The organism is Streptomyces sp. 891-h (assembly GCF_022760275.1).
Classification (GTDB): Bacteria; Actinomycetota; Actinomycetes; order Streptomycetales; family Streptomycetaceae; genus Streptomyces; species Streptomyces spirodelae.
On the sequence record NZ_CP050693.1, the window covers coordinates 6900897 to 6926366 of the forward strand.

25 protein-coding genes are annotated in these 25470 nt (G+C 73.0%); 14 read left to right on the forward strand and 11 right to left on the reverse strand.

Going from position 1 to position 25470, the window contains the following annotated elements; translation table 11 throughout:
- The first annotated feature begins 25 nt into the window (after nt 1–25).
- Complete coding sequence (locus HC362_RS30515; protein ID WP_243087420.1) at nt 26–988, forward strand: electron transfer flavoprotein subunit alpha/FixB family protein; 963 nt, start codon at nt 26–28, stop codon at nt 986–988.
- 103 nt (nt 989–1091) lie between these two features.
- On the opposite strand, the gene HC362_RS30520 is transcribed toward HC362_RS30515, so the two are convergent.
- Complete coding sequence (locus tag HC362_RS30520; RefSeq protein WP_243087422.1) at nt 1092–1541, reverse strand: subtilase-type protease inhibitor; 450 nt, start codon at nt 1539–1541, stop codon at nt 1092–1094.
- Between the two features lie 383 nt (nt 1542–1924).
- Between HC362_RS30520 and HC362_RS30525 the strand changes: the two genes are divergently transcribed.
- The gene (locus tag HC362_RS30525; protein WP_243087423.1) at nt 1925–3202 is read left to right on the forward strand and encodes an aldolase/citrate lyase family protein; all 1278 of its coding nucleotides are present in this window, start codon (nt 1925–1927) and stop codon (nt 3200–3202) included.
- Between the two features lie 89 nt (nt 3203–3291).
- On the opposite strand, the gene HC362_RS30530 is transcribed toward HC362_RS30525, so the two are convergent.
- Nucleotides 3292–3690: a VOC family protein gene (locus HC362_RS30530; protein ID WP_243087425.1), complete on the reverse strand. Its 399-nt coding sequence runs from the start codon at nt 3688–3690 to the stop codon at nt 3292–3294.
- A 94-nt stretch (nt 3691–3784) separates the two neighbouring features.
- On the opposite strand from HC362_RS30530, the gene HC362_RS30535 reads away from it, so the two are divergent.
- Nucleotides 3785–4774 carry a YafY family protein gene (locus HC362_RS30535; protein ID WP_243087427.1) on the forward strand — a complete coding sequence of 330 codons (990 nt, stop codon included), beginning with the start codon at nt 3785–3787 and terminating at the stop codon, nt 4772–4774.
- Nucleotides 4775–4822: 48 nt separating this feature from the next.
- Here HC362_RS30535 and HC362_RS30540 read toward each other — a convergent pair whose 3' ends face one another.
- A complete protein-coding gene (locus tag HC362_RS30540; protein WP_243087429.1) occupies nt 4823–5347 on the reverse strand; it encodes a MarR family winged helix-turn-helix transcriptional regulator in 525 nt (174 codons plus the stop codon).
- 78 nt (nt 5348–5425) lie between these two features.
- Entirely contained in the window at nt 5426–6433 is a 1008-nt protein-coding gene (locus HC362_RS30545) for a LacI family DNA-binding transcriptional regulator (protein ID WP_243088884.1), read from the reverse strand.
- 271 nt (nt 6434–6704) lie between these two features.
- Between HC362_RS30545 and HC362_RS30550 the strand changes: the two genes are divergently transcribed.
- Nucleotides 6705–7649 carry an ROK family protein gene (locus tag HC362_RS30550; RefSeq protein ID WP_243087431.1) on the forward strand — a complete coding sequence of 315 codons (945 nt, stop codon included), beginning with the start codon at nt 6705–6707 and terminating at the stop codon, nt 7647–7649.
- Nucleotides 7650–7652: 3 nt separating this feature from the next.
- On the opposite strand, the gene HC362_RS30555 is transcribed toward HC362_RS30550, so the two are convergent.
- Nucleotides 7653–7979 carry a hypothetical protein gene (locus HC362_RS30555; protein ID WP_243087432.1) on the reverse strand — a complete coding sequence of 109 codons (327 nt, stop codon included), beginning with the start codon at nt 7977–7979 and terminating at the stop codon, nt 7653–7655.
- A gap of 309 nt (nt 7980–8288) precedes the next feature.
- Between HC362_RS30555 and uppS the strand changes: the two genes are divergently transcribed.
- The gene (gene uppS, locus HC362_RS30560; RefSeq protein WP_243087434.1) at nt 8289–9266 is read left to right on the forward strand and encodes a polyprenyl diphosphate synthase; all 978 of its coding nucleotides are present in this window, start codon (nt 8289–8291) and stop codon (nt 9264–9266) included.
- Here uppS and HC362_RS30565 read toward each other — a convergent pair.
- The gene (locus tag HC362_RS30565; protein WP_243087436.1) at nt 9261–10286 is read right to left on the reverse strand and encodes an AraC family transcriptional regulator; all 1026 of its coding nucleotides are present in this window, start codon (nt 10284–10286) and stop codon (nt 9261–9263) included. The genes uppS and HC362_RS30565 overlap by 6 nt on opposite strands.
- A 62-nt stretch (nt 10287–10348) precedes the next feature.
- Here HC362_RS30565 and HC362_RS30570 point away from each other — a divergent pair, with 62 nt between their 5' ends.
- Complete coding sequence (locus HC362_RS30570; protein ID WP_243087438.1) at nt 10349–10918, forward strand: TIGR03086 family metal-binding protein; 570 nt, start codon at nt 10349–10351, stop codon at nt 10916–10918.
- Nucleotides 10919–11084: 166 nt separating this feature from the next.
- On the forward strand, nt 11085–12137 hold the full coding sequence (locus HC362_RS30575; RefSeq protein ID WP_243087439.1) for an NUDIX hydrolase: 1053 nt from the start codon (nt 11085–11087) through the stop codon (nt 12135–12137).
- 64 nt (nt 12138–12201) lie between these two features.
- Here HC362_RS30575 and HC362_RS30580 read toward each other — a convergent pair whose 3' ends face one another.
- Nucleotides 12202–13617 (reverse strand): dipeptidase, encoded by a 1416-nt coding sequence (locus tag HC362_RS30580; protein WP_243088885.1) that lies wholly within the window; start codon nt 13615–13617, stop codon nt 12202–12204.
- A gap of 315 nt (nt 13618–13932) precedes the next feature.
- Between HC362_RS30580 and HC362_RS30585 the strand changes: the two genes are divergently transcribed.
- On the forward strand, nt 13933–15204 hold the full coding sequence (locus HC362_RS30585) for a geranylgeranyl reductase family protein (RefSeq protein ID WP_243088886.1): 1272 nt from the start codon (nt 13933–13935) through the stop codon (nt 15202–15204).
- Between the two features lie 76 nt (nt 15205–15280).
- On the opposite strand, the gene HC362_RS30590 is transcribed toward HC362_RS30585, so the two are convergent.
- Nucleotides 15281–15736 carry a nitroreductase family deazaflavin-dependent oxidoreductase gene (locus tag HC362_RS30590; RefSeq protein ID WP_243087440.1) on the reverse strand — a complete coding sequence of 152 codons (456 nt, stop codon included), beginning with the start codon at nt 15734–15736 and terminating at the stop codon, nt 15281–15283.
- 213 nt (nt 15737–15949) lie between these two features.
- On the opposite strand from HC362_RS30590, the gene HC362_RS30595 reads away from it, so the two are divergent.
- The 3 genes from HC362_RS30595 (at nt 15950) to HC362_RS30605 (ending at nt 18765) form a co-directional block, all read left to right on the forward strand.
- Nucleotides 15950–16660, forward strand: coding sequence for a WHG domain-containing protein (locus HC362_RS30595; protein WP_243087441.1), 711 nt, complete (start codon nt 15950–15952; stop codon nt 16658–16660).
- A 75-nt stretch (nt 16661–16735) separates the two neighbouring features.
- On the forward strand, nt 16736–18040 hold the full coding sequence (locus HC362_RS30600; RefSeq protein ID WP_243087442.1) for a sensor histidine kinase: 1305 nt from the start codon (nt 16736–16738) through the stop codon (nt 18038–18040).
- 59 nt (nt 18041–18099) lie between these two features.
- On the forward strand, nt 18100–18765 hold the full coding sequence (locus tag HC362_RS30605; RefSeq protein ID WP_243087443.1) for a response regulator transcription factor: 666 nt from the start codon (nt 18100–18102) through the stop codon (nt 18763–18765).
- A gap of 25 nt (nt 18766–18790) precedes the next feature.
- On the opposite strand, the gene HC362_RS30610 is transcribed toward HC362_RS30605, so the two are convergent.
- The 3 genes from HC362_RS30610 to HC362_RS30620 form a co-directional block, all read right to left on the reverse strand.
- Nucleotides 18791–19255: a DUF4442 domain-containing protein gene (locus HC362_RS30610; RefSeq protein ID WP_243087444.1), complete on the reverse strand. Its 465-nt coding sequence runs from the start codon at nt 19253–19255 to the stop codon at nt 18791–18793.
- Nucleotides 19256–19291: 36 nt separating this feature from the next.
- Nucleotides 19292–20128, reverse strand: coding sequence for an alpha/beta hydrolase (locus tag HC362_RS30615; RefSeq protein WP_243087445.1), 837 nt, complete (start codon nt 20126–20128; stop codon nt 19292–19294).
- A gap of 139 nt (nt 20129–20267) precedes the next feature.
- Nucleotides 20268–21563: an MFS transporter gene (locus HC362_RS30620; RefSeq protein ID WP_243087446.1), complete on the reverse strand. Its 1296-nt coding sequence runs from the start codon at nt 21561–21563 to the stop codon at nt 20268–20270.
- A gap of 17 nt (nt 21564–21580) precedes the next feature.
- Between HC362_RS30620 and HC362_RS30625 the strand changes: the two genes are divergently transcribed.
- The 3 genes from HC362_RS30625 to HC362_RS30635 all read left to right on the forward strand — a co-directional run bounded on the left by HC362_RS30625 (nt 21581) and on the right by HC362_RS30635 (nt 25349).
- Nucleotides 21581–22813 carry an ROK family protein gene (locus HC362_RS30625; RefSeq protein ID WP_243087447.1) on the forward strand — a complete coding sequence of 411 codons (1233 nt, stop codon included), beginning with the start codon at nt 21581–21583 and terminating at the stop codon, nt 22811–22813.
- A 5-nt stretch (nt 22814–22818) separates the two neighbouring features.
- Entirely contained in the window at nt 22819–23349 is a 531-nt protein-coding gene (locus tag HC362_RS30630; RefSeq protein WP_243087448.1) for a GNAT family N-acetyltransferase, read from the forward strand.
- Between the two features lie 83 nt (nt 23350–23432).
- A complete protein-coding gene (locus tag HC362_RS30635) occupies nt 23433–25349 on the forward strand; it encodes a helix-turn-helix domain-containing protein (RefSeq protein WP_243087449.1) in 1917 nt (638 codons plus the stop codon).
- Nucleotides 25350–25470 lie beyond the last annotated feature (121 nt).

Here is a 25470-nt window from a genome sequence, read left to right on the forward strand (position 1 = left end):
TTGATCTTCCGCAGGAGAGCACCCCATGGCTGAAGTCCTTGTCTACGTCGACCACGTGGACGGCGCCGTCCGTAAGCCCACCCTCGAACTGCTGACCCTCGCCCGCCGGCTGGGCGACCCGGTCGCCGTGCACCTCGGCCCGAACGCCGAGGACGCCGCCAGGACCCTCGGCGAGTACGGCGCCACCCGGGTACTGGCCGCCGACGCGCCGGAGTTCGCCGACTACCTCGTCGTCCCCAAGGTGGACGCGCTGCAGGCCGCCTACGAGTCCGTCTCGCCGGCCGCCGTGCTGGTCCCCTCCTCCGCCGAGGGCAAGGAGATCGCCGCGCGCCTCGCGGTGCGCCTCGGCTCCGGAATCGTCACCGACGCGGTCGACCTGGAGGCCGGTGACGAGGGCCCGGTGGCCACGCAGTCGGTCTTCGCCGCCGCCTTCACCACCAAGTCCCGGATCACCAAGGGCACCCCGGTCATCACCGTCAAGCCGAACTCGGCCACCCCGGAGGCGTCCTCCGCCGCCGGTGCCGTCGAGCAGCTCACGGTGAGCTTCGGCGAGGCCGCGACCGGCACCAAGGTCACCTCGCGCACCCCGCGCGAGTCCACCGGCCGTCCGGAGCTGACCGAGGCCGCCATCGTGGTCTCCGGCGGCCGCGGTCTCAACGGCGCCGAGAACTTCCCGCTGATCGAGGAGCTCGCCGACTCGCTGGGCGCCGCGGTGGGCGCCTCCCGCGCCGCGGTCGACGCCGGCTGGTACCCGCACTCCCACCAGGTGGGCCAGACCGGTAAGACCGTCTCGCCGCAGCTCTACATCGCCACCGGCATCTCCGGCGCGATCCAGCACCGCGCCGGTATGCAGACCTCCAAGACGATCGTGGCCGTCAACAAGGACTCCGAGGCCCCGATCTTCGACCTGGTCGACTACGGCGTGGTCGGCGACCTCTTCGAGGTCGTCCCTCAGCTGACCGAGGAGATCAAGACCCGCAAGGGCTGACCCCTCCGGCAGCTCGAGGCCCGAAGGCCTGAGAGGAGCCCCGTACCGACGTGCTCGGTACGGGGCTCCTCGGCGTTTGTCACAAGCTCCGCCGGTGGCCCTGTCAGAAGGAGAAGACGGATGCCTCCGTCGCCCTCTTCATGCAGTTGTTGGCGAAGACGTGCTCGTAGTTGACGCGCTGGCCCTCCCATACGCCCTGCGCTGTGACGACGACGGGCCGCCACTCCTTGGTGCAGTAGGTCTCCTCGGCCGGCTTGGCGAGCGCTTCGAGGTTCCCGCCCGAGGCACGCAGCTGCGCACAGGCCTCCTCGGCCGCGGGGTGGGTGCCGGACGGCGCGGGCATGCAGTTGAGCGTGACGGCACGCTGGGGTGCCGTGGTCGCGGCGCTCTCACCGTCCGCGATGGTGAGCACCAGGGCCGAGGGCGCGTAGAGCGAGGTGGGCTTCGCAGGCGCGGCCTGGGCAGGTGCTGCCGTGAGCGCGAGGGCGCTGACGGCCCCCGTGACAGCAGCCGCCGTGGTGAGGACGGTGCGCCAGGGTGCGGTCTTCCGCATTGTGTGCTTCCTTCCGCTTTGAGGTAAGTGCCGGATCTATCGGCGAAAGTGAGTTTGCCGATTCCGTGGAGAGAAAGCACATCGGCCCCTTATGTTTCGGTAACGTTTCGCGTTGAATCAGTGGCGCAAAGTGACGCCCGTATACGTGTGCCGCCTGCGGCAACGTCCTTTCGTAGCGCGTTTGTTCGGCCCTGATGGCTTGATCCCCGGCGCTCCACGACGACCGGAAACAGTGGCTCGGCCCGCTCCTGGCGGCTGCGTCGCCCCTGCCGCACCGTTCCCGGGGGCCACCCTTGACTGGCTGGTCAGGCCCCCATTAGCGTCACGGCACCGGCTTCAACGTTTTGTTGATTTCGGGTCGGAGTGCGGCAGAGGGAGTACAGATGGCGCAGCGCGTCACGGACGGGACCAGCTTGGGCAGCGGCGTACTGGAGGGGGTCTCCCGGCTGTTGGAGCCGGTGGACGCCGAACTCGCCCGGCGCTACCCGGGGGACCCGGGCACCCGGCAGCCGGTGCACACCGTCTATGTGCCCGCCGACACCGTTACGCCCGGCACCGTACGGGAGTGGGGCGAGGCCGCCCGCGCGCTGCTCGAAGCCCACGCGCCCGACGCCGCGTCCCTGGCCCGCGTCCTCGGGATGGACGAGGAACTGGCCGGGCCGGTCCACACCCGTATCCAGGACAAGCTGCGGCGCGAACCCGTCGAGGACCTGCGCATCGACTTCGAGGACGGCTACGGCGCCCGGCCCGACGACGAGGAGGACGCCGCCGCCGTCCGGGCCGCGAAGCTGATCGCCGACGCGTTCGCCGACGGCGCCGAGGGGCCCGTACCCGCGTACGCCGGCATCCGGATGAAGTGCATGGAGGCTGCCGTCCGCGACCGCGGCATCCGCACCCTGGACCTGTTCCTGACCGGACTGATGGAGGCCGGCGGGCTGCCCGACGGGCTGGTTCTGACGCTGCCCAAGGTGACCTACCCCGAGCAGGTCACCGCGATGGTCCGGCTGTGCGAGGAGTTCGAGAAGGCGCGCGGCCTCGACGCGGGCCGTATCGGCTTCGAGATCCAGATCGAAACCACCCAGTCCATCCTCGGCGCCGACGGCCGGGCCACCGTCGCCCGGCTGATCGACGCGGCCGAGGGGCGCGCCACCTCGCTGCACTACGGCACCTTCGACTACAGCGCCTCGTGCGGAGTCTCAGCGGCCCACCAGGCGATGGACCACCCGGCCGCCGACCACGCCAAGGCCGTGATGCAGGTGGCCGCGGCGGGGACCGGAGTCCGGCTCTCGGACGGCTCCACCAATATCGTCCCCACCGGCGACCAGGCGCAGGTGCACGACGCCTGGCGGCTCCACCACTCCCTGGTACGGCGCTCACTGGCCCGCGCCTACTACCAGGGCTGGGACATGCACCCCGGCCACCTGCCCACCCGCTACGCCGCCGTGTACGCCTTCTACCGCGAGGGCATGCGGCGCGCGGGCGAACGGCTCGCCGCCTATGTGGGCGACGCGCAGGGTGACGTCATGGACGAGCCGGCCACAGCGCGGGCCCTCAGCGGCTATCTGCTGCGCGGCCTCGACTGCGGCGCGCTCGACAGCACCGAGGTGGCGGAGGTCTCCGGCCTGGACCGCGCCGCGCTCGACCGCCTCGCGGGCCGCTGACGCGCGTCCGCGACCCCGCTCCACGGGCGGCCGCCCAGGTCTCGCGCGGCCGCCCGTGGTTGTCGTGGCTCACGACACCGGCGCGCGTGTCAGCGTGCGAATTTCTCGATGGCCGCCGGGGTGACGGGGGTGAAGAAGTTGACGAGGTTGCCGTCGGGGTCGCGGAAGAGCAGCGACCGGTTGCCCCAGGGCATCGTGGTGGGCTTGGCGACGAAGTCGGTGACGAAGCCGGTCAGGTTCTCGTGAACGCGGTCCACGTCGTCGACGAGGAACTCGGTGATCACGCTCTGGTTGTCCGCCGCGCGTGCGGAGCCCGGCGCGAACACCGGGACCGTGCTGGTGCCGGCGATCGCGAGGGTGGCGCCCGCGGTCCTGAGCTCGGCGAATTCTCCGGTGGCCCACGTCGCCCGCGCCCCTGTGGCGCGCTCGTAGAACTCGACGAGGCGCGCTACGTCGCTGGTGATGATGCGGATCGAGACGAACTCCATGGGAATCTCCTTGGCTGTGCTGGAGGCGTGCACGTCGCAGGCTAGGAGAAATAGTGGACAGAACCGGTCCGGTATTCGGGTTAGGCTGCGGAACATGCCCAGACCCACTGCCCGTGTACTGACGCTCCTGGAGCTGCTGCAGTCGGGCGGCACCCGGACGGTGGCCGAACTGGCCGACCGGCTCGGCGTCGAAGGGCGCACCGTGCGGCGCTATGTGGACCAGCTGATCGACCTGGACGTGCCCGTGGAGTCGGTGCGCGGCCGCTACGGCGGGTACCGGCTCGCTCCCGGGTACCGCTTGCCCCCGCTCATGCTCAGCGACGACGAGGCGCTGGCCGTGCTGCTCGGCCTGGTCGCCGGCCGCCGAGCAGGGCTGACGACCGCGCAGCACACGGCGAACGAGACGGCATCGGCGAAGATCCGGCGGGTGCTGCCCAAGCACATCGCCCGCCGGCTCGACACCCTTCTGGAATCCCTCGCCTTCACGGAACAGCCCCCGGAGTCCGGCACCCCGGACTCCGGGGTCCTGCTCACCCTCGCCGATGCGGTGCGCCACCACCGTCCGGTCTCGATCCGCTATACCGACCGCGACGGACGGCGCAGCGAACGCACCCTGCACGCCTACGGGATCGTCGCCCACGCGGGCCGGTGGTACGTCACGGGCGAGGACGCCCGGCTCCGCGAGGACCGGACCTTCCGGCTCGACCGCATCGCGGACGCGCGGGTGCTGCCCGGCTCGTTCGAAGCGCCCATGGGGCCCGGTCCGGCACAGCGCGTGTTGTCAGGGTTCGCCACGGCCGAGTACCGGCACGAGGTGACCTTGCGTATCCACGGGACAGTTGAGCAGGTCCGCGCCCACCTCCCCGCCGCCGTCGCGAACCTGGAGGAACCCGAGCCCGCGGCAGGCCAGGACCGGGCGAGCGAGCGCTGGCTGCGCGTCGAGCTGCGCGCCGAGCGGCTCGACTGGCTGCCTCCCCTCCTCGCCGCACTCGACCGGCCGTTCGTCATCGAACGCCCCGATGAACTGCGCGACCTCGTCACGGCGCTCGCCGATCGCCTCGCGTCCCGCGCTCGCCAGATCTGACCGCGAGGAACCGCTGCCCTCGGACGGCACACGCAGCAGATGGCGCACCTAGGAGTCGGCGCCCAGTCGCTCCCATTCGTCGGCCAGCGATGTCAGCTCGTGCAGGAGCCGTTCGCGGCCCCCGGGCGCGTGCCGGGCCAGCAGCCGGTCGTCCAGAGCGCGGGCCCTGCCTTCGGCTTCGCGGAGCGCGCGTTCACCCTCCGGGGTGAGGTGCAGCAGTTTGCGGCGGCCGTCCGAGGCCGCCGTTCTGCGCTCCAGGAGCCCCCGGTTCTCCAGCCGCCGCGCCAAGTCCGCCATGGTGGAGGTGTCGAGTGCCACGGCGGAGGCGAGCGAACTCTGGTCCCGGCCGGGGTGGGCCCGTACGGTCGTCAGGACCGCGAACTGCGGTCCGGTCAGCGTCTGGCCGACGTGGCGCGACCACACCGCCAGATACGCCTGATGCAGACGTCGCACCTGATAACCGGGTGCGGTGGTGAGCACGTCGGGTGCGGTGGGGGCGGTGGACGCGGCAGGGGAGGGGCCCGCGGGCGCGGGGTCCGTTGTGGTGGTCTTTTCCGGGGTTTCGTCAGCCATGAACCCACTTAAGCACGGGAGTTGGCATCTTCCGGGCGCAGCCGACGGTGCCGTCCACGCGGTGACCGGAGCTGCGGGCTACCGCTCGTGCGGGGGGATCTCGCCCGAGCCGCGGGCGATCAGCGTCGTCGGACGGGAGACCGTGCGGGGCTCGTCGTCGGCCCCGTCCAGTCGCCTGAACAGCAGCTCGGCGGCGCTGCGGCCGAGGTCCGCCGGGTCCTGGGCGACGACCGTGACCGGCGGCGAGAGCAGATCGGCCAGCTCGAAGTCGTCGAACCCGACCAGCGCCACCGGCCGGTCCCGCCGCTCGGGCGCCGCCAGCACCCGCACCAGCGTGACGGTCACCCGGTTGTTGCCGGAGAAGAACGCGGTCACCGGTTCGGTGCCGTCGGCGCCGTCCAGCATGCGCGCCGCGTCCGCCCGTACCCGGGCGGAGTCCGTACTGCCCGGGGCCATCCAGGAGTCCGCCACCGGCAGCCCTGCCTGGTCCATCGCGGTCCGGTAGCCGCGCAGCCGCTCCTCGGCGGTGTGGATGCCGGGCCGGTCGCCGATGAAGCCGATCCGCCGGTGCCCGTGCGCGATCAGGTGGGCGACCCCCGCGCGCGCCCCCTCGAAGTTGTCCGAGAGCACCAGGTCGGCAGCTATCCGCCCCGGCGGCCGGTCGACGAAGACGGTGGCGACCCCCGCGGCGATCTCCGGCTCCAGATAGCGGTGGTCGTCGCTGGCCGGGACGATCACCAGGCCGTCGACCCGGCGGGCGCACAGCGCCAGTGCCAGCTCCTGTTCCCGCTCCGGGTCCTCCGCGCTGGACCCGTTGATCAGCAGCGCGCCGTGGGCCCGGGCCACCTCCTCAACCGCGCGGCTGAGCGGCGAGTAGAACGGGTCGGCCAGATCCTCCAGAACCATCCCGATGCTGGCCGTGGTGCCCTTGCGCAGCACCCGTGCGCTGTCGTTGCGCCGGAAGCCGAGCGAGGTGATGGCTTCCTGCACCCGTCGCTCGGTGTCGCTGGAGACGCCCGCCTCGCCGTTGACGACGCGGGAGACCGTCTTGAGGCCGACGCCGGCCCGCGCCGCCACGTCCTTCATCGTCGGGCGGCCCGCATGGCGTGGTCCGCCACGGCGCGCACCCGCACTTCGGGGGCTCGTGGGGAGCGGGGGACGTGCGGGATCGGCGGTGTCGGAGACGTCGGCGGCCACGGTCGGAGTCCTTGTCGTTGATCGCGATACGGAGCAGCATAGCGGCGGTGGCGCCACCGGTCTGGACAACGTTGTCAGATCCCCCGACTCTTGCGAAACTGAGCGGGCAATCCCGCGCACCGTGCGGGTCCGCCCGCCGCACGTGCAGGAGCAACTGCCCATGCCCAACGACCTCGTCGCCGCGCTCGACATCGGCGGTACCAAGATCGCGGGTGCTCTGGTGGACAGCGGCGGCAGACTCCTGGCCCGCACCCAGCGGCCCACCCCGGCGCGGGAGAGCGCCGGGCGCCTGGGTGCAGCGGTCGACGGGGTGCTCGGCGAACTGACCGCCACGCCCCACTGGTACCGCGTCGGGGCCGTCGGCATCGGCAGCGCCGGACCGGTGGACGCCAAAGCGGGCACCGTCAGCCCGGTCAACATCCCCGCCTGGCGCGACCACCCGCTCGTCGCCGACGTACGCGAACGGGTGAGCGGCCTGCCCGTCTCACTGATCGGCGACGGCCCGGCCATCGCCGCGGCCGAACACTGGCAGGGCGCCGCCAAGGGCCGCGCAGACGCACTGTGCATGGTCGTGTCCACGGGTGTCGGCGGGGGACTCATCCTCGGCGGCTCGCTCCACTCGGGGCCCACCGGAAACGCAGGTCACATCGGGCACATCAGCGTCGACATGGACGGCGACCCGTGCCCCTGCGGCTCGCGCGGCTGTGTCGAGACCATCGCCAGCGGCACCAATATCGCCCGCCGCGCCCGGGAGGCGGGCTGGCGGCCCGGACCCGGCCAGGATGCCACCGCGGTGGGCGTCGCCGCGGCGGCGCGGGCCGGTGATCCACCGGCCCGCGCCGCTTTCGAACGTGCGGCCCGCGCCCTCGCCGCCGGAATCGCGGCCACCGCAGCCCTGGTCGAACTCGAGATCGCCGTCATCGGCGGCGGGGTGGCCCGCTCCGGCGAGGTCCTCTTCGACCCCCTTCGCGCGGAGCTGAAGCGCTACGCGACCCTGCCCTACCTCCACGGCCTCACCCTGGCCCCCGCAGCCACCGGCACCGACGCCGGCCTCATCGGGGCGGCCGCGGCGGGCTGGCAGCTGCTGGGGCTGCAGGTGGCCTGAGAGTCACAGTTCGTGCTTGCCGTGGCGCAGGGGCTCCTCCGGTTCGGCCGCGCTCGCCGGGGAGACGGGGGAGGAGCCCGGGGTGTCGGACGGAATGTCCGGACCCGCAGCGCCGGGGTCGCCCTCGGAGGGCTCGGCACCGGATTCGAGCTGGTCCAGGCGCGCGGTCAGGATCTGCTCCACCTGCGGCCGGTCGGCGTGCTCCTGCTCGTACTCCAGGAGCTGCCGCACCTCGCCACTCCGCAGCGGCCTGATCCGGTGCTCCACACTCCCGGCCGGCAACTGGTCGTAGTCGGGCAGCGGGAGCGCGTCGGGCTGCTGTGCTGACATGGGCTTCCGGCCTCCTCGGTGGCAGGGATTCCGGTTGTCCGGCGCCGTCCGGCCGGCTCACTTCGCCGACCGGCGGCGCCGCTGTCTCCAAGCTGCGGCGTTTCCAGTACGCCGCAGCCCGGCGGGTAACCACATCGGGCGCCCGGCACACCTTCCGAGGGGCTCCGCGCGGCACCGGCCGGCCGGTGCCCTCCGGGGAGCCCGGCCGGTCTTCTCCGAGAGTGCCGCGGCGAAGGGATACAAGCACCCGCACCCGGGCATGCACTCTCCGGATTTGAATAGTCGCTCTATGTGCGCGCTGGAGAGTCGATGACACTCGGGGTTCCCCCCAGGCATGTCGCCTGCATCATGGACGGCAACGGCCGTTGGGCCCAGCACCGCGGGCTGGAGCGCACCCACGGCCATATGGCCGCACGCGCTGCCCTCGAAGCGGTTGTGGACGGCGCGTTGGAGCACGAGGTCGAGTGGCTGACGCTGTTCGCCTTCTCCACGGAGAACTGGTCGCGCCCGGAGGAAGAGGTCAGCTTCCTGGTGCGCTTCCTCGCCCAGCACGTCATCGGCAGGGGAGTACGGAGCCTGCACGAGCGCGGCGTGCGGCTGCGCCTGCTGGGCCGTACGGACCCCCGCGTTCCCGCCGAGGTGGTGGACAGGCTGCGGGAGGCGGAGGAACTCACCCGCGACAACAGCACGCTGCAACTGAGCCTGGCGTTCAACTACGGCGGCCGCCAGGACCTGTGCGAGGCCGCACGCTCCCTCCTCCTCCAGGAGGTTCCGGCCGAGGAGATCACCGACGAGAACCTCGCCCGCCACATGCTGCTGCCCGAACTGCCCGACGTCGACCTGCTGCTGCGCACCGGGGGCGAGCACCGGCTGTCGAACTTCCTGCTGTGGCACTGCGCCTACGCCGAACTCGTCTTCCTCGACGTGCTGTGGCCCGACTTCCGCACGGCGCACTTCCGGCACGCCGTGGAGCTGTACCAGCAGCGTCAGCGCCGCTTCGGCACGGTGGGCCGCACGGAGGCGGCCGACGCCGCCGCTCCGACGGCGGCCGGCACCGCCGCCGCGCCGCCCGATGCCACCCCGCCGGCGGTCGAGGCCGCCGCCCCCGCGATCGGCACCGGCCTCACTCCCTCGCTCGCCCCGTACGCGCTGCTCAGCCTGCCCACGAGCATCGCCTCGCACCTGGGCGCCACCCTGTGGGACGGGCTGCGGGAGACCGCCCGCTTCACCCTGCACCGGCTCACCGGGGAGCCGACGAGTCCAGGACGGGAGAACCTTCCGTCATGACGGTGCCCGGCCCGGCACCGTCTCCTCGTCGCCCGGCCCCCGCTCGACGTCACGCACCGGCGCGGCCTGCGCTGCGGCGCGGGCGTACGCGGACGGCGTGACGCCCACCGCGGCTGTGAAGTCGCGGACCAGATGCGCCTGGTCGCTGTAGCCGAGTTCGGCCGCCAGCCGGGCCCAGTCCGTCCCGGGGTGCGCGGTGGCGTGCTCCATGGCCTCGTGCACGCGGTAGCGCAGGATCGTCCACTTCGGTGTGACGCCCACATAGGTGCCGAACAGCCGCTGGAGGGTCCGTACGGACATGCCCGCGTCCGCCGCGAGGCGCTCGACGCGCAGTACGGAGCGGTCGGCACGTACCCGGTGTGCCAGCGCCATGGCCCGGTCGGCGGCCGGGTCGGGGGCGGGGGAGAGGGCGAGCAGGAAGGCGTCGAGTGCCGCCACCCGGTCGTCCTCCAGGCCGGGGCCGAGGACGCGGGAGGTGGCGTCTCCTCCGGTGCCGAACGCCTCGTCGAGGGGGAGGTGGCGGCCGGTCAGCGTGGACAGCGGGCGGGGCTGGGCGAGGAAGGGGCGGAAGCCGCCGGGCCGGAACTGCACCCCGCACACCCTGCCGGTCCCCTCCAGCTTGGTGGTGAACACCCCGGTGCCGACCCCGGCGACCAGCCCGGTGCCGGGCGCGAGTCCGGCCGGACCGCGCCGCTCGAAGACCAGATTGACGCAGGGATGCGGGACGACCTGGGACACGTACGGCTCCTGGAGGTCCCAGTCGATCAGCCAGTAGTGCTCTACCCAGCGGCGGAGCGGCTCTGCCGGGAGCCTGCGGCGGAAGCGGACCCGCGCCAGCAGGTCGGGGGCCAGCACGATCCCCCGGGTGTCCCGGCGCGGACCGGCCCCCGAGGTGTCCCGGCGCGGACGGGTGCCGCCCTCCGGGCTCCCGGGCCGCCGGGTGCCGCCGGTGTCGTCGGCGTCGCCAGGCACCGTCCACCCGGCTGTGCCGCTCTCGCCGCGGTCGCTGTGACCTGCCATGACGGGAATCCTATGTCGCGTTTCTTCAAGTCGCGGCGGGTGGCTCGGCATAGCGTGACGGTATGGCGAACGCACTCTCTCCCCTCATCGACAGCGCTGCCCGCGCCACCGACCCCGTCATCCGCGGTGTCAAGGACGAGCAGCTCTCCTGGCCCACGCCCTGCGCCGAGTACGACGTGCGGGCACTGCTCAACCACCTCTTCCACGTCGTCGTCAGCTTCCAGGCGCTGGCCGCCCGGGGAACCGCCGACTTCAGCACCACCCCCGACTACCTCGAGGGCGACTGGCGTACCCGCTTCAGCGACGAGACGGTGAAACTGGCCGAGGCGTGGTCGGCGCCCGACGCGCTGGAAGGCGTCTCCCAGGGCATGGGCCTGCCGCAGCGCACGGTCGCGCACATGGTGATGGGCGATCTGGTCGTGCACGGCTGGGACCTGGCCCGCGCCACGGGCCAGGACTACCGCCCCGATCCGGCCGCGCTCGGTGAGGTCGCCCCCGGGTTCGAGGAGATGGCGCCCATGGCCCGCAAGGCCGGCGCGTTCGGTGAGGAGATCCCGCCGCCGCCCGACGCCACCCCCTTCGAGCGGCTGCTGATGGTCACAGGGCGGGACCCGGGCTGGACCCCGAGCTGATCCCCCTCCGGTCGTTCCGGATCCCCCCAGGGGTCGCACGCGCCTGCCGAACGCGCCGGGGCGCGGGCGCCGTGCCTCTTTCCGCGCCGGGAGAGCCGACCCGGCGCGTTTCCCGCACCGGGTGATGCGGGCAACTGAACGGGGAAACGGATGAGGGGGGAACACCGTGATCGTCTGGCTGAACGGCGCGTTCGGCGCGGGCAAGACCACCGCGGCGTACGAACTCCTGGACCTGCTGCCAGGCAGCACGCTCTACGATCCCGAGGTCATCGGCGCCGAACTGCGCTGGATGCTGCCCAAGGAACGGCTCGCGCAGATAACCGACTTCCAGGACCTGCGGTCATGGCGGCGGCTCGTGGTGGACACGGCCGCCGCTCTGCTGAACGAGGTCCCGGGCCCGCTGATCACCCCGATGACGCTCCTGCGGCGCGAGTACCGGGACGAGATGTTCGGCGCCTTCGCCGCCCGCCGCATACCCGTACGTCACCTGCTGCTGCACGCCGAGGAGGCGGTACTGCGCGAACGCATCGACACCCGCGCCGCCGCGGACGGCGGCGCCACCCGGGCGTGGTGCCTGAGCCACCTGGGCCCGTACCGGGAGGCGCTGCCCTGGATCACCGCGGAAGCGCACACCATCGACACCACCCACCTCACCCCGCGCGGCACGGCCCAGCGTCTCGCCGAGGTGATCAGCGCGGGAGAGGGCGCGGTGGACATCGTGCAGACGCCCGAGCCGACGGCCGAGACGGTCGCCGCCGGGATTCTGCTGTTCGACGACCGGGACCGGGTCCTGCTCGTCGACCCCACCTACAAGCCCGGCTGGGAGTTCCCCGGCGGCGTCGTCGAGCAGGGCGAGGCCCCCAGCGCGGCCGGAGTGCGGGAGGTGTTCGAGGAGCTGGGGCTGCGGCTGGCCGGAGAAGGGGAACTCGCGCTGCTCGTCGTCGACTGGGAGCCGCCGCACCCGCCGGGGTTCGGCGGGATGCGGCTGCTCTTCGACGGCGGACGGCTCGCGGCCGAGGAAGCAGCGGCGCTTCTGCTGCCCAGCGCCGAACTGCGCGGCTGGCGCTTCGTCACGGAGGAGGAAGCCGCCGAACTGCTGCCTCCGGTGCGTCTTGAGCGGTTGCGCTGCGCCCTGCGGGCCCGCAGGGCCGGACATCCGCTCTACCTGGAAGGCGGCGTCCCGACCGGGGCCACCGGCTCGGGACGCCTGCTGCGCTGACGCCCGCGGAGCGACTCCTGTACGCGGAACGCAGCTGCCGCGCCTACCGCCACGGGTTTGATGGTCAGGCTCCGGTGGTCTGCTCCGCGTAGCCGCGCAGGAACAGCGCCTCGGCCACCGCCAGCCGCTCCAGCTCGCGCGGGTCCACGCTCTCGTTCACGGCGTGGATCTGCGCCTCGGGCTCGCTCAGCCCGATCAGCAGGATCTCGGCGTCGGGGTAGAGCGCGTCCAGCGCGTTGCACAGCGGGATCGAGCCGCCCATCCCGGCGACCTGCATCTCCTGCCTGTCGTACGCGGCGCTCAGCGCCGTGGCCATCGCCGTGTACGCCGGGCTGGAGGTGTCCGCGCTGAACGGCTGGCCCTTGCCGATCACTTCGGTCGAGACCCGGGCCTGCCACGGCACGTGCGACTCCACATGCGCGATCAGCAGCTCGATGGCCTTCTCGACGTCCGTGCCCGGCGGAATCCGCAGCGAGATCAGCGCGCGGGCCGACGCGTGCACCGAGGGGGTGGCGCCCACGACAGGCGGGCAGTCGATGCCCAGTACGGTCACGGCCGGCCGCGCCCAGAGCCGGTCGGCGACGGCGCCGTCACCGATCAGACCGACCCCGTCCAGCACCTTGGCGTCGCGCCGGAAATCCTCTTCCGGGTACGGCATGCCCTCCCACCGCGCATCCGCGTCGAGCCCGTCGATGACGGTGTTGCCCTCGGCGTCCCGCAGCGAGTCGAGGGTGCGCAGCAGCGCCGCCAGCGCGTCGGGTGCCGCGCCGCCGAACAGACCCGAGTGCAGGTTCCCTTCGAGCGTGTCCACCTGTACGCGCAGCAGCGTCATACCGCGCAGGGTGGCGGTGACGGTCGGCAGCCCGCAGCGGAAGTTGCCGGCGTCCCCGATCACGATGGTGTCGGCGGCCAGCAGTTCGGGGTGCTGCCGCGCGTACTGCTCGAGACCGCCGGTGCCCTGTTCCTCCGAGCCCTCCACGATCATCTTCACCGAGACGGGCAGGCCGCCGTTCTCCCTGGCGGCACGCAGCGCGAGCAGGTGCATGATGAAGCCGCCCTTGCAGTCGGCCGCACCCCGGCCGTACCAGCGCCCGTCCGCGCCGTCGGTCAGCTCGAACGGCGGGGTGCGCCAGGCCGCTTCGTCCAGCGGCGGCTGTACGTCGTAGTGCGCGTACAGCAGCACCGTCGGCGCTCCCTCCGGTCCCGGCAGGTAGCCGTAGACGGACCGGGTGCCGTCCGGGGTGTCGAGAGCCGCCACGTCCTGGAAGCCCTCGGCGCGCAGCGCCTCGGCGACCCAGTCGGCCGCGCCCTCGCACTCGCTCCGGGGGAACTGCTCCGGGTCCGCGACCGACCGGAACGCCACCAGCTCGGCGAGTTCGGTCCTCGCCCGCGGCATCAGCGAGGCGACGGTCGCCGCCACGTCGGAGACCGAGGAACCGGAAGACGCGGACGAAGCAGGCGAAGCGGGCGAGGAAGGCATAGCCGTCGGGTCGGACGAAGGCTGCTGCATGGGGAACGCTCCTTGTGGGCGCGACGTTGGCACACGTGTACGGAGACATGTGTATCGCACATGGGCGGGCCCGTAGGATGCGGTGGGCCATCCGTAAGCCGAGGTCAAGCGGGAGCACAACACATCGTGAGCAGCGAGCAGGCAGCCGGGAACGAAGACGTCGAACCCGCGGAGCACGCAGGCACGGGCCGGGCGGCGGAATCCGGAACGGAGAACCCCGTCGAGAGCCCGGCCGAGGAGTCCGCGGCCGACGGGGCCCAGGACCGCCCCGTCTGGGACGTCGTCGTGGTGGGCGCCGGACCCGCCGGAGCCTCGGCCGCCTACGCCGCAGCCGTCGCGGGCCGCAGCGTACTGCTCCTGGAGAAGGCCGAACTGCCCCGCTACAAGACCTGCGGCGGCGGCATCATCGGCCCCTCCCGCGACGCGCTGCCCCCCGGCTTCGACCTGCCGCTGCGCGAACGTGTGCACGCCGTGACCTTCACCCTCAACGGCAAGCTCACCCGCACCCGCCGCTCCCGCACCATGCTCTTCGGCCTCGTCAACCGGGACGAGTTCGACAACGGCCTGGTCGAGTCCGCCGTCAAGGCCGGCGCCGAGGTACGCACCGGGGTCATGGTCTCCCGCGTCGAGCAGCACGGACCCGCCGTGCCCGACCGCCGCACGGTCGCCGTCGTCCTCGCCGGCGAGGAGGAGCCCGTGCTGGCCCGCGCCGTCGTCGGCGCCGACGGCAGCGCCAGCCGGATAGGGGCGCACGTAGGCGTCAAGATGGACCAGGTCGACCTCGGCCTGGAGGCCGAGATCCCGGTACCGGAGAGCGTCGCCGAGGACTGGGCCGGACGCGTTCTGGTGGACTGGGGCCCGCTGCCCGGCAGTTACGGCTGGGTCTTCCCCAAGGGCGACACCCTCACCGTCGGCGTCATCTCGGCCCGTGGCGAGGGCGCGGCCACCAAGCGCTATCTGGACGACTTCATCGGACGCCTCGGCCTGGCCGGTTTCGAACCCAGCGTCTCCTCGGGCCATCTGACCCGCTGTCGCGCCGACGACTCGCCGCTCTCCCGCGGCCGGGTGCTGGTCTGCGGCGACGCGGCCGGGCTGCTGGAACCCTGGACCCGCGAGGGCATCTCCTTCGCGCTGCGCTCCGGGCGCCTGGCGGGCGAGTGGGCCGTACGGATCGCCGAGTCGCACGACGCGGTCGACGCACGGCGGCAGGCCCTCAACTACGCCTTCGCCGTCAAGGCGGGACTCGGCGTCGAGATGGGGGTGGGACGGCGGCTGCTGCGGATCTTCTCGCGCCGCCCCGGCCTCTTCCACGCCGCGCTCACCGGGTTCCGCCCCGCCTGGAACGTCTTCGCCCGCTTCACCCGCGGCGCCACCTCGCTCGCCGAGGTCGTCCGCGTCCACCCCGTCGCCCGCCGCGCGCTGGACACCCTCGACCGCCGGGAGGCCGGACGAGAGGCGGCAGTTGACGGCGCGGCCACGGCCGGGACCGGTGCCGACGGCGATGACGAGGCAGGCGGCAGCAGCGGCGAGGAGGCGGCGCCCCGGCGCCCCGCTTAGCCCTCGCGACCGTTCGCGGGCCCTGCTGCCCTACCGCGAGCACCTCTCGCGAGCCTTCCATGAGCCCTTCCGCGGGTCAGTCGAGGTAGGTGAGCCGGAAGACGGGGTGGCGTCCGGCCGCGGCGCGCAGCTCCTCGTCGGAGGAGTCCGGGCCCACCCCCTGGAAGAACGCCCCGACCTCCCACTTCCACTTGCGCAGATAGGCCCGCAGGATCTCCGGCTTCTCACCGTCGGGCACCTCGGTTGCGGAGAAGCGCCGCCCGCGGCCGCCGTGGAACATCTCGCCGCCGCCCGCCGCGCGCATGTTGTGCGTCCACTGCACATGCCCGCGGGCGGCCACCAGGTAGATCTCGCCTCGGTGGTGGAGCGGGTTGACCGGGGTGCGGCGCCACTCGCCGCTCTTGCGCCCCTTGACCGCGAGTACGCCCGACCCTGCCACGCTGACCCCTCGCCGCGAGAACCAGGAGACGAGGGGGTTCAGCATCTTGTTGGTGAACCAACCGGGGCGCTTGACGTACGGCGTGGTCGACATCGGTTTCCTCCATAGGGGGCGGCTGGCGGGTGGAGCGGTGATCCGCTCCGAGAGCACTGCTCTCTCCGTGGAGCAGTGTTGCACCCCGGGTGCTCCAATGCAAGAGCAGCGCTCTTGGAAGCGAGTGCCGATCTGACTCGCGAGCACCGCTCTCGTTCACGTGCGGCGCTCCCGTTCTTGAGCACCGCTCTCCGAGTTGAGACACTGCTCTCCATGACGAGCAGGATTCAGGACGCCCGGCAGCGGGCCCGCGGGGAGATCACCAGTGCGATCAAGGACGAGGCGCGCCGCCACCTCGCGGACGGGGGCGCGTCCCGCCTCTCCCTCCGCGCCGTGGCCCGCGAGCTCGGCATGGTCTCGTCGGCCCTCTACCGGTACTTCCCCAGCCGTGACGACCTGCTGACGGCGCTGATCACGGACGCCTACGACGCGGTCGGTGCGGCGGCCGAGGCGGCGCTCGCCGAGGCGGAATCGGCGGCGGACTCGCATCTCGTCCGCTGGCGGTCCGTCTGCCGGGCCGTGCGTGCCTGGGCGCTGGCGCATCCGCACGAGTACGCGCTGATCTACGGCTCACCCGTGCCCGGCTACGCCGCGCCGGCCAGCACCACCGGGCCGGCCTCCCGGGTCGGTCTGGCCCTGCTGTCGGTCCTGCGGGACGCGCACTCTAGTGGAGCGCTTCGCGAGCCCGCATCCGGTGCCGCGGCCCCGGAGGCCGTGCTGAAGGACGCCGAGCTGCTGGTCGAGCGCATCGGTGTGGAACTGCCGCCGGCCGTGGCGGCGGAGGCGGTCGCCGCCTGGTCGCAGCTGTTCGGGCTGATCAGTTTCGAGCTGTTCGGGCAGTTCACCAATGTCGTCGACGCCCGCGACGCGTTCTTCGACCATGCCGTCGAGCGCCTGGCCGACCAGGTGGGCCTCCGCCGCTGATACTCCCCGGGGAGTAGCAGCGCGCACCGCGCTCGGCTGACGCCGCGCGGCAAGTACCGGGCTAGCGTGAGGGATGTGACCAGCACGCCGCCCTCCGCCGACCCGCACGGCCCATCCGACCCGCCCGGCCCGGCCGGTGCCGGAAGGAGGCTGCCGCCGTTCGGCCCGTGGCGGCCCCCGTTCCCCCCGTGGTGGGGCGGGTTCGGGCGGGCCCCGGCAGCGCGGCGCATTCCGTGGCCCTCCTCGCTCGCCATCCTCGTCTTCCAGCAGGTCGGCACGGGCTTCGCGGCGCACAACCAGCGGGCGGACACCGTTGCCCCGGACGTCGCGGCGCGAGTCCTGCTGACGCTGGGGCCGCTCCTTCTGCTGCTGCGGCACCGGTATCCCCGTACCACCGTGTTCGGCACGTCGGCGGTGACGCTGGGGTATCTGGCCGCCGGCTATCCCTATGGGCCGGTGCTGGTCAGCGTCGTGGTCGCCGGGTTCGCCGCGCTCGTGGCCGGGTACCGGTACGCGACCTGGGGCGCGCTGGGGGTGCTGTGGTGCGGCCAGCTGCTGGCGTCCCACACCTTCTACCGCTGGCTCCCGCCCCAGAGGGACGGGCCGGGGGCCTGGGGCACCGACCTGTTCATGGCCGTATGGATGGTGGCGCTGTGCACGGCGGGCGAACTGGCCCGGGTGCGCCGCGCCGAGCGGGAGCGCAGGGAACGGGAGGCAGAGGCGGCGGCCAGGCGCCGGGCCGACGAGGAGCGGCTGCGGATCGCCCGCGAGCTGCACGACGTACTGGCGCACAGCATCTCCGTCATCAATGTGCAGGCGGGCGTCGGGCTCGCGCTGCTGGACTCCGACCCGGCGCAGGCCCGGACGGCGCTCACCACCATCAAGTCCGCCAGCAAGGAGGCGCTCGGGGAGGTGCGGCAGGTGCTCGCCACCCTCCGGGCGTCGGGTGAGGGCGAGGCGCCGCGTGCCCCGGCGCCTGGACTGGACCGGCTCGGCGAGCTGACCGAGCAGGCCGCGAGCGCCGGGCTGCGGGTCACAACGCGGACCGAGGGCACGCCCGTGCCGCTGCCGCCCGGCGCGGACCTTGCGGCGTTCCGCGTCGTCCAGGAGGCGCTCACCAACATCGTGCGGCACTCCGGCTCCCGCACCGCCCGCGTAGGTGTCCGCTACGGTGCCGATGTGCTGGAGCTGCTCGTCGACGACGAGGGGCCGGCCACCGGCGCCGGGCCGACCGGTGGCGGCAACGGGCTGGTGGGGATGCGGGAGCGGGCAGCGGCGTTCGGCGGCACGGTCGAGGCGGGACAGCGCCCCGACGGCGGCTTCCGGGTCAGGGCGACGATTCCACTGCGCTCCGGTGAGAACCGGGCGCCGCTACAGTGACGGCCCCGGCCGCGGGACGCGCCGGGCGGGGAGAGACAAGAGGAGACGGAGGCGGACTCGTGATCCGTGTGCTGCTGGCGGACGACCAGGTCCTGGTGCGCGCCGGTTTCCGCGCACTGCTGGACGCGCAGCCCGACATCGAGGTGGCGGGCGAGGCGGCCGACGGCGAGGAGGCGGTCGCGCTGGTACGGGAACTCGCCCCGGACCTGGTACTGATGGACATCCGGATGCCGCTCGTCGACGGTCTGGCCGCCACCCGCCGGATCACCTCGGACCCGGAGCTGACCGAGGTGAAGGTGGTCATGCTGACGACCTTCGAGCTCGACGAGTACGTCTTCGAGGCGCTGCGCTCGGGGGCGTCGGGGTTCCTGGTCAAGGACACCGAGCCGGAGGAACTGGTGCGGGCCGTGCGGGCGGTGGTCGGCGGGGACGCGCTGCTCTCGCCCGGGGTCACCCGGCGGCTCATCGAGGAGTTCGCGGCCCGCTCCAAGCAGCCCGCAGGAGTCGAGGGCCTGGCCGAACTCACCGAGCGGGAGCGGGAGGTGATGGCACTGGTGGGCATAGGGCTCTCCAACGAGGAGATCGCCCGCCGGCTGGTCGTCTCGCCGCTGACCGCCAAGACCCATGTGAGCCGCACGATGGTCAAGCTGGGCGCCCGCGACCGCGCCCAGCTCGTCGTCCTCGCGTATGAGTCGGGACTGGTGCGGCCGGGCTGGCTCGGCTGAGCCGTCCGGAGTCCGCCTGCGGCCGTCACCGGTCCCGTTTGCGGCGTACGTAGAGCTGTTTGCGGACGCGGGCGACGACCGTGCCGTCGGCCGCGGTGACTGTCGACTCGAACCAGGGCAGTGCCTTGGAGCCGTCCGCCGTCGCGGCGCGTATCTCCTCCAGCCGGTCCTCGGCCAGCGTGAACTCGGTGTAGACGTCACCGCGGCCGGGGGAGACGAACTCGATCTCCGCCGCCTTGTCCCACACCACGTAGTCCCGGCCCAGCCGGTTGACCGCCAGCAGGCACCAGAAGGGGTCGCTCATCGAGTAGAGCGAGCCGCCGAACTGGGTGCCGAAGTAGTTGCGGTTCAGTCGGCCGAGCTTGAGCCGTACCCGGGCGCTGCTCCAGTCCTCGGCGATCTCCAGGACGCGGATGCCCGCGAAGAGGTACGGCGGATACCAGTTCAGGGCCCGGGAGAGCCCCTTCGGGGTGCGCAGCGGGTTGGCCATGACGGGACGGTAGCACCGGTCATTACTGCCTGGTAATCACTTCTCGCTCAGAAACCTCACCAGTGCCGCGGTCAGCTCCGCCGGAGTGTCCTCCTGCACCAGATGGCCCGCGCCCTCGATCATCCGCAGCCGGGCCCCGGGGATGCGCGCTGCGACCTCCCGCGCGTTGTCCGACGCGATCCACGCGTCGTCGCTGCCCCAGCAGACGAGCACCGGCACCGCGGTCTCGCCGTAGCGCTCCTCGGCTTCCCGGGTCCAGCGCTGGTCGTTCTGCGCGATCTGCCGGAAGAACGCGGGCTGTCCCTCCTCGCCCAGCCAGGGCCGGGCCAGTTGGTCGAGCACATCGGGGTGCAGGCCGCGCGCGCTGGCGGAGGAGATGTACTCACGCACCAGGGCGCGGTGCAGCGCGGGCGGCAGCCGGCTGAAGATGTCGGGGTGCGCGCCCATCAGCTTGTAGGTGGGCGAGCCCCAGGAATCGAAGGCCACCACGACGTCGACCAGGGCGAGCCTCTCGTAGGCCGCTCCGTGCAGCAGATGCGCCCGCATGGCCACCGTGCCGCCGAAGTCGTGTGCCAGTACGGCGGGCCGCTCCAGTCCCCAGTGCGCCAGGAGTTCGGTGAAGACCCGGGCCTGTGCCCCGAGGGTGACGTCCTGCCCCTCGTACTTCGCCGAGGCTCCGTACCCGGGCATGTCCCACACGTACACCCGGTGCTCCGCCGACAGCGCGCGGGCCACGTTCCGCCAGGTGTAGGAGGACCAGGGCGTCCCGTGCAGCAGCACCACCGGCGGCGACGCCGGGTCGCCGAGGACGGCCCAGCGCACCGTTCCGGTCGAGCTCTCGAATGTACGGTCCAGCGTCCATGTGTCGTTCATGGGCACCACTCTGCGCGCCGGGGGAGCGGCAGAACATTGGCCTGACCGACGACAAGCGCAAAATTCTGGCCACGACCACGGCCACCGCCACCGTCGCTGCCTGCCCCTGCCCCTGCCCCCGCCACCGCCATTGCCACCGTCACCCCTCCGGCAGCACCGCCCGCCGTGTCACCGCGGCCGTCAGCGACGCCAGCGCCGCGAGCACCGCGACCGTCAGCAGCGCGGCCTCGAGCGAGAACCAGTCCGCCAGGAAGCCGATGGCCACCGGGCCGAGCAGGATTCCGCCGTACCCGAAGGTGGACGCGGCGGCGACGCCACGGGGCCCCGCCAGGTCCCCGGCGCGCCCGATGGCGATGGGAAAGACGTTGGCGAGTCCCAGGCCGGTCAGCACGAAGCCGCCCAGCGCCATCCACACCGACGGCGCGAGCGAGCCCAGCAGCATCCCGCAGCAGCCCAGTGCCCCGCCACCGACCAGCACCCGTACGGGGCCCAGCCGCTCGACGAGCGTGGTCCCCGAGAGCCGTCCGAGTGTCATCGCTCCGGCGAAGACGGAGTAGCCGGACGCGGCCAGGCCCGCGCTCGCTCCCAGATCGTCCGTCAGATGCAGCGCGCTCCAGTCGGCCAGCGCCCCCTCGCCGTACGCGGTGCACAGCGCGATCAGCCCCAGTACGGCGACCAGTCCGCGGGTCCGCGCAGCCTCGGCCCCGGTCCCGGCCCGCGGGTGACCGGTGCCCGCGTCGTGGCCTGAGGGGGTCACCGGCCCCGTACGCTCTTCTACCGGCTCCGCACGCCGTGCCACCGGCAGGTGGAAGCGCAGCAGCGGCCGGGCGGTGAGAGCGGCGGCCAGCAGTCCGGCTCCGGCGAGCAGCAGCAGGTGCGGGGTGGGGCCCAACTCTCCGGCGAGCAGCCCGCCCAGACCGGCGCCGAGCATGCCGCCGAGGCTGAAGGCGGCGTGGAAGCCGGGCATGACGGGGCGGCCCAGTGCGGCGATCAGGTCGACCGCTGTGCTGTTGAGGGCGACATTCATCCCGCCGTAGGCGGCACCGAAGACCAGCAGGACCAGTCCGAGCGCGAGTACCGAGCGGGTGAGCGGCGGGAGTGCGACGCTGAGGGGCAGCAGGAAACCGCAGGCGAGGAGGACGGGTTGGTTGCCGAAGCGGGCGCACAGCCGTCCGGTCACCATCATGGTGGCCACGGCTCCCGCCGACACGCCGAGCAGCGCGAGGCCGAGTGCGCTGGCCGAGGCGCCCGTCTGGGCCTTGACTGCGGGAATCCGGACGACCCATCCGGCGAAGAGGAAACCATCGAGAGCGAAGAAGGCGGTCAGGGCGTAGCGGAAGCGGCGCAGGTCCGGGCGGTGGGAGGCGGCGGAGGACCGGCCGCCGTGCCCCGTTGCACCGGCGAGCGCCGACCGTATTTTGTTTAGTGTCGGCACAAAGAGAGAATAGAGGCGTGACCCAGACGCGTACAACAAGGTTGGAGAGAGGGCGTTCGGCGCTCGGGCCCGCACTGGAGTTGGTCCACACCGGGCAGGCGCCCACCCGCGCCGTGCTCACCGCCGAACTGGGCGTGACCCGCGCGACCGCCGGGGCTGTCGCCGCCGAGCTGGAAGCCCTCGGGCTGATCACCGTGGACGCCCACCCCACCGCTCCCGTCGGCAGCCACGGCCGCCCCTCCCACCGGCTCGCCATCGATCCCGCCGGACCCGTGGCGCTGGCCGCGCAGATCCACGCGGACGGCTACCGCGCGGCGCTGGTCGGTCTCGGCGGGCGCATCGTCGCCACCGCGCCCGGTTGCGGCACCGTGGACGCCGACCCCGCACAGGTCATCAGCGAAGTCGTCGAGGTGGGCGCCGAGTTGCTGCGCAGCACGGGGCGCCGCTGCGTCGGCGCGGGGCTCGCCGTACCCTCGGCCGTCGCCGAGCCGGAGGGCACCGCGCTCAACCCGCTGCACCTCGCCTGGGAGGCGGGCGCCCCGGTCCGCGACACCTTCCGGGCCTGCCTGGCCGAAGCCGGTGTCACCGGCCGCGCGTACGGCCCCGTGGTCACCGGCTTCGCCGCCAACGACCTGAACGTCGCGGCGCTGGCCGAACACCGGCACGGCGCCGGACGCGGAGCCCGCCATCTGCTCGTCGTCGGCACCGGACACCACGGCGTCGGCGGCGCGCTCGTCCTGGACGGGCGTCTGCACACCGGGAGTTCGGGCCTCGCGATGGAGGTCGGCCATCTGACCGTGGACCCCGAGGGCCGCCCCTGCCACTGCGGCAGCCGAGGCTGCCTGGACGTGGAGACCGACCCGGTCGCCCTCTTCGACGCCGCGGGACGCACGGCCGAGACCACCGGCTCCCTGCTGACCCAGGCCGCCGAACTCATCCGTACGGAGTACGCCACCGACCCCGCGGTCCGCGCGGCGACCGGCCACCTCATCGACCGGCTGGGGCTCGGTCTGGCCGGGCTCGTCAACATCCTCAACCCCGACCGGATCGTGCTCGCCGGACTGCACCGCGCCCTGGTCGAGGCCGACGGCGAACGGCTGTGCGGCGTCGTCGCGGACCGCAGCCTGTGGGGGCGCAGCGGCAGCGTGCCCGTACTGCCCAGCGAGCTGGAGCACAACTCCCTGGTGGGCGCCGCCGAGTTGGCCTGGCAACCGGTGCTCGATGACCCGCTCGGGGCGCTGGGAGGATGACCCCCATGCGAATCCGAGCGGGTACCGCCCGCGAATTCGACAGGCTCCAGGCGATCGAGCGCGCGGCGGGCCGATGGTTCCGCGACCTGGGGATGGACGAGATAGCCGACGACGAGCCGCCCTCGGTCCAGTGCCTGCGCGAGTACGCGGAGGCCGACGGGCTGTGGGTCGTCACCGAAGCCGCGGGCGGCCCGGCCGTCGCCTACGCGCTCACCGAACCGGTGGACGGCTGCCTGCACATCGAGCAGCTCTCCGTACACCCGGACCAGGCCCGGCGCGGCATCGGGCGCTCCCTCCTCGACCACCTCGCGGACCGGGCGGCTGCCGGACGGATGCCGGCGCTCACCCTCACCACGTTCACCGACGTCCCCTGGAACGCGCCCTACTACGCCCGGCTGGGCTTCCGCACCCTGGACACGCGTGAACTCTCCCCCGGGCTGCGGGAGATCCGCGCCAGAGAGTCAACAGCCGGTCTGGACCGCTGGCCCAGGGTGTGCATGCGCCGCGAAGTGAGGGACCGGTGGCCGGACCGGTGACCCAAGCAAGTACGTGTGGTGTGAAACCGAACGGGTAGCATCCACGGGTCCCACACCCGGCCCCTTCCTCTCCTCCTCACCACATGCTGAATCTCCGCCACCTGACCACCGGACCCCACCCGATACTGCGCTTTCCGGAAAAGCCCGAACGGCCCGAACAGCCCCAGCAGCCTGCGAAGGCGGCGGCACGGACGATGGCGCAGCACGTCGAGGACGTGGTGGTGTGCGATGCGCGCTGGCGGCTGCCGACGGACACTCCCCGGGCGCGGGCGGGGCTGGCCGTGCTGCCCACCGGCCCCGCCGACGGCGCGGGGCCGCAGTGCGCCGGGACGGCGCTGAGGGGACTCCTCGCCGCGGGAGTGGTCGCGGTGGCGCTCGCACCCGCGGCGACTCCCGCCGCCGAGGAGGCCGCCCGGACGGCCGGGCTGCCGCTCCTGGTGCCTGCGGGTCCCTGGGACGCCGAGGAGACCCTGCGCCGAGTGCTGCGAAGGCAACTGACGGCCGAACGGGAGCACACCCGCCGAACAGCACGTGTGCTGGCGCTCTCCAGCTCCCTCGCGGAGCAGGCGGAGGGTCCGGCGCGGCTGCTGCGGGAGGTGGCAGCGCTGACCGGCGGCCCGCTGACGCTGGTCGAGCCGGGGCAGGCCGAGTGGGACCGGCTGGCCGCAGAGCACCCGGGGACGCTGGAGGAGGTGCGGTGCGGGCGGGTACGAGCGGCCGCCGTGCCGTTCGGTGATCAGGAATTGCTGCTCCACGCGGTGGGACGCGACCGGCCGCACCCGGTGTTGGCCGCGCTCAGACCCGGGGACTGGCCGCCGCACCTGCGTCAGCTGCTGGCCCACACGGCGGGCCAGGTGGCGCTGCTGGACTGTTCGGCACGACACCGCCGGAACCGCGAGGTGCTGCGCACCGCGCTGCGAGGCGTCCGGGTGTCCGTGCTGCAGTACCTCATGCTGGGGAACTGGGAGGGCGCGGTACGCGTCGCCGAACCGCTGGCACGGCTCGGAGCCGCCGAGTACAGCGTCGGCGAAGTGCTGGCCGCCGCCCGCGGTGTGGTGACCGTGGTGCAGAGCGCCAATGGAAAGGACCTCACGGAGACCGTCGCCGCCTGCGAAGAGGCGGTGGGCGACCGGGGGCTGGTCGTCCCGTGCCCGGCCAACCCCCGGCACGTCATCGTGCTGGTCCCGCACGACCCGGACGGCGGGGAACCGTCCGCCCGGCTGCGCCGGGTGGTGGAGAGGACCCCCGGACACCTCGCCGGTGTATCCGGGCCACGGCCGTGGTCGCAGACCGCACTGGCCTACCAAGCCGCGACACGGGCGCTGGCGGCCGCCCGGAACGAACCCGGGGGGATCGCCCGGGACCCCGGCGAGTCCTCACTCCTGGCGTTCCTGTCCCCGCGGGCGCGCTCGTGGTCCCACCAGGTCTGCGTCGGGCTGCGGAAGCTCACGGAGGAACAGCGGTCACAGGCGGTACCGACCGCTCGCCGCGCGCTGTCGTACGGGGCGCTGCGCGCCGGCCGGCTGCTCGGCGTCGACCGCACAACGGCCAACAAGCGGCTCCGGCTGGTGCTCGAGGCCATGGGACTGGATCACCGGCAGGTCGCACACCGCGCGGTGGCGGATCTCGCCTTCCAGCTCACCGACCTGCCGGTGCCGCCGGACCACATACCGCAGGCACCTCCTGTACTGCGGGCACTGCTGCGCGAGTACCAGGTCGTGGACTGGGCGAAGCGCGAGCTGGCCTTGCTGGAGCAGGAGGGCGACGCCCAGCGGTTGCTGGCCACCTGGCTCGCGCACGACTGCCGTGCGGGCGCGACGGCCGAGGCACTGGGGATGCACCGCAACACCCTCGCGGCCCGGCTGTCGGCGCTGGGCGCGCGGCTGAGGCTGCCGCTGGGGGAGCAGGGAGCCGCTCGGTACCAGGCGCTGTGGCTGCTGGTGGCCGCCGGGCGGGTCCCGGTGACCGCCGTACCGGATCCGGTGGCGCCAGGGGCGTGACAGGGCTCCGAGGCGGGCGCCTCACATGCACAGTCGCCCGCCTCGGATGCACGAGGCGGGGCAGCGGCCGGCGTACGTACGATCCCGGCGTCCGCGCACAGGTGCCGGCACCGGGGCGCGG

Bases quoted from the DNA above. Each gene is read 5' to 3' on its own strand.
- HC362_RS30515 (WP_243087420.1), top strand. From the start codon at position 26: ATGGCTGAAGTCCTTGTCTACGTCGACCACGTGGACGGCGCCGTCCGT.
- HC362_RS30520 (WP_243087422.1), bottom strand. From the start codon at position 1,541: ATGCGGAAGACCGCACCCTGGCGCACCGTCCTCACCACGGCGGCTGCT.
- HC362_RS30525 (WP_243087423.1), top strand. From the start codon at position 1,925: ATGGCGCAGCGCGTCACGGACGGGACCAGCTTGGGCAGCGGCGTACTG.
- HC362_RS30530 (WP_243087425.1), bottom strand. From the start codon at position 3,690: ATGGAGTTCGTCTCGATCCGCATCATCACCAGCGACGTAGCGCGCCTC.
- HC362_RS30535 (WP_243087427.1), top strand. From the start codon at position 3,785: ATGCCCAGACCCACTGCCCGTGTACTGACGCTCCTGGAGCTGCTGCAG.
- HC362_RS30540 (WP_243087429.1), bottom strand. From the start codon at position 5,347: ATGGCTGACGAAACCCCGGAAAAGACCACCACAACGGACCCCGCGCCC.
- HC362_RS30545 (WP_243088884.1), bottom strand. From the start codon at position 6,433: ATGAAGGACGTGGCGGCGCGGGCCGGCGTCGGCCTCAAGACGGTCTCC.
- HC362_RS30550 (WP_243087431.1), top strand. From the start codon at position 6,705: ATGCCCAACGACCTCGTCGCCGCGCTCGACATCGGCGGTACCAAGATC.
- HC362_RS30555 (WP_243087432.1), bottom strand. From the start codon at position 7,979: ATGTCAGCACAGCAGCCCGACGCGCTCCCGCTGCCCGACTACGACCAG.
- uppS (WP_243087434.1), top strand. From the start codon at position 8,289: ATGACACTCGGGGTTCCCCCCAGGCATGTCGCCTGCATCATGGACGGC.
- HC362_RS30565 (WP_243087436.1), bottom strand. From the start codon at position 10,286: ATGGCAGGTCACAGCGACCGCGGCGAGAGCGGCACAGCCGGGTGGACG.
- HC362_RS30570 (WP_243087438.1), top strand. From the start codon at position 10,349: ATGGCGAACGCACTCTCTCCCCTCATCGACAGCGCTGCCCGCGCCACC.
- HC362_RS30580 (WP_243088885.1), bottom strand. From the start codon at position 13,617: ATGCCTTCCTCGCCCGCTTCGCCTGCTTCGTCCGCGTCTTCCGGTTCC.
- HC362_RS30590 (WP_243087440.1), bottom strand. From the start codon at position 15,736: ATGTCGACCACGCCGTACGTCAAGCGCCCCGGTTGGTTCACCAACAAG.
- HC362_RS30595 (WP_243087441.1), top strand. From the start codon at position 15,950: ATGACGAGCAGGATTCAGGACGCCCGGCAGCGGGCCCGCGGGGAGATC.
- HC362_RS30610 (WP_243087444.1), bottom strand. From the start codon at position 19,255: ATGGCCAACCCGCTGCGCACCCCGAAGGGGCTCTCCCGGGCCCTGAAC.
- HC362_RS30615 (WP_243087445.1), bottom strand. From the start codon at position 20,128: ATGAACGACACATGGACGCTGGACCGTACATTCGAGAGCTCGACCGGA.
- HC362_RS30630 (WP_243087448.1), top strand. From the start codon at position 22,819: ATGCGAATCCGAGCGGGTACCGCCCGCGAATTCGACAGGCTCCAGGCG.
- HC362_RS30635 (WP_243087449.1), top strand. From the start codon at position 23,433: ATGCTGAATCTCCGCCACCTGACCACCGGACCCCACCCGATACTGCGC.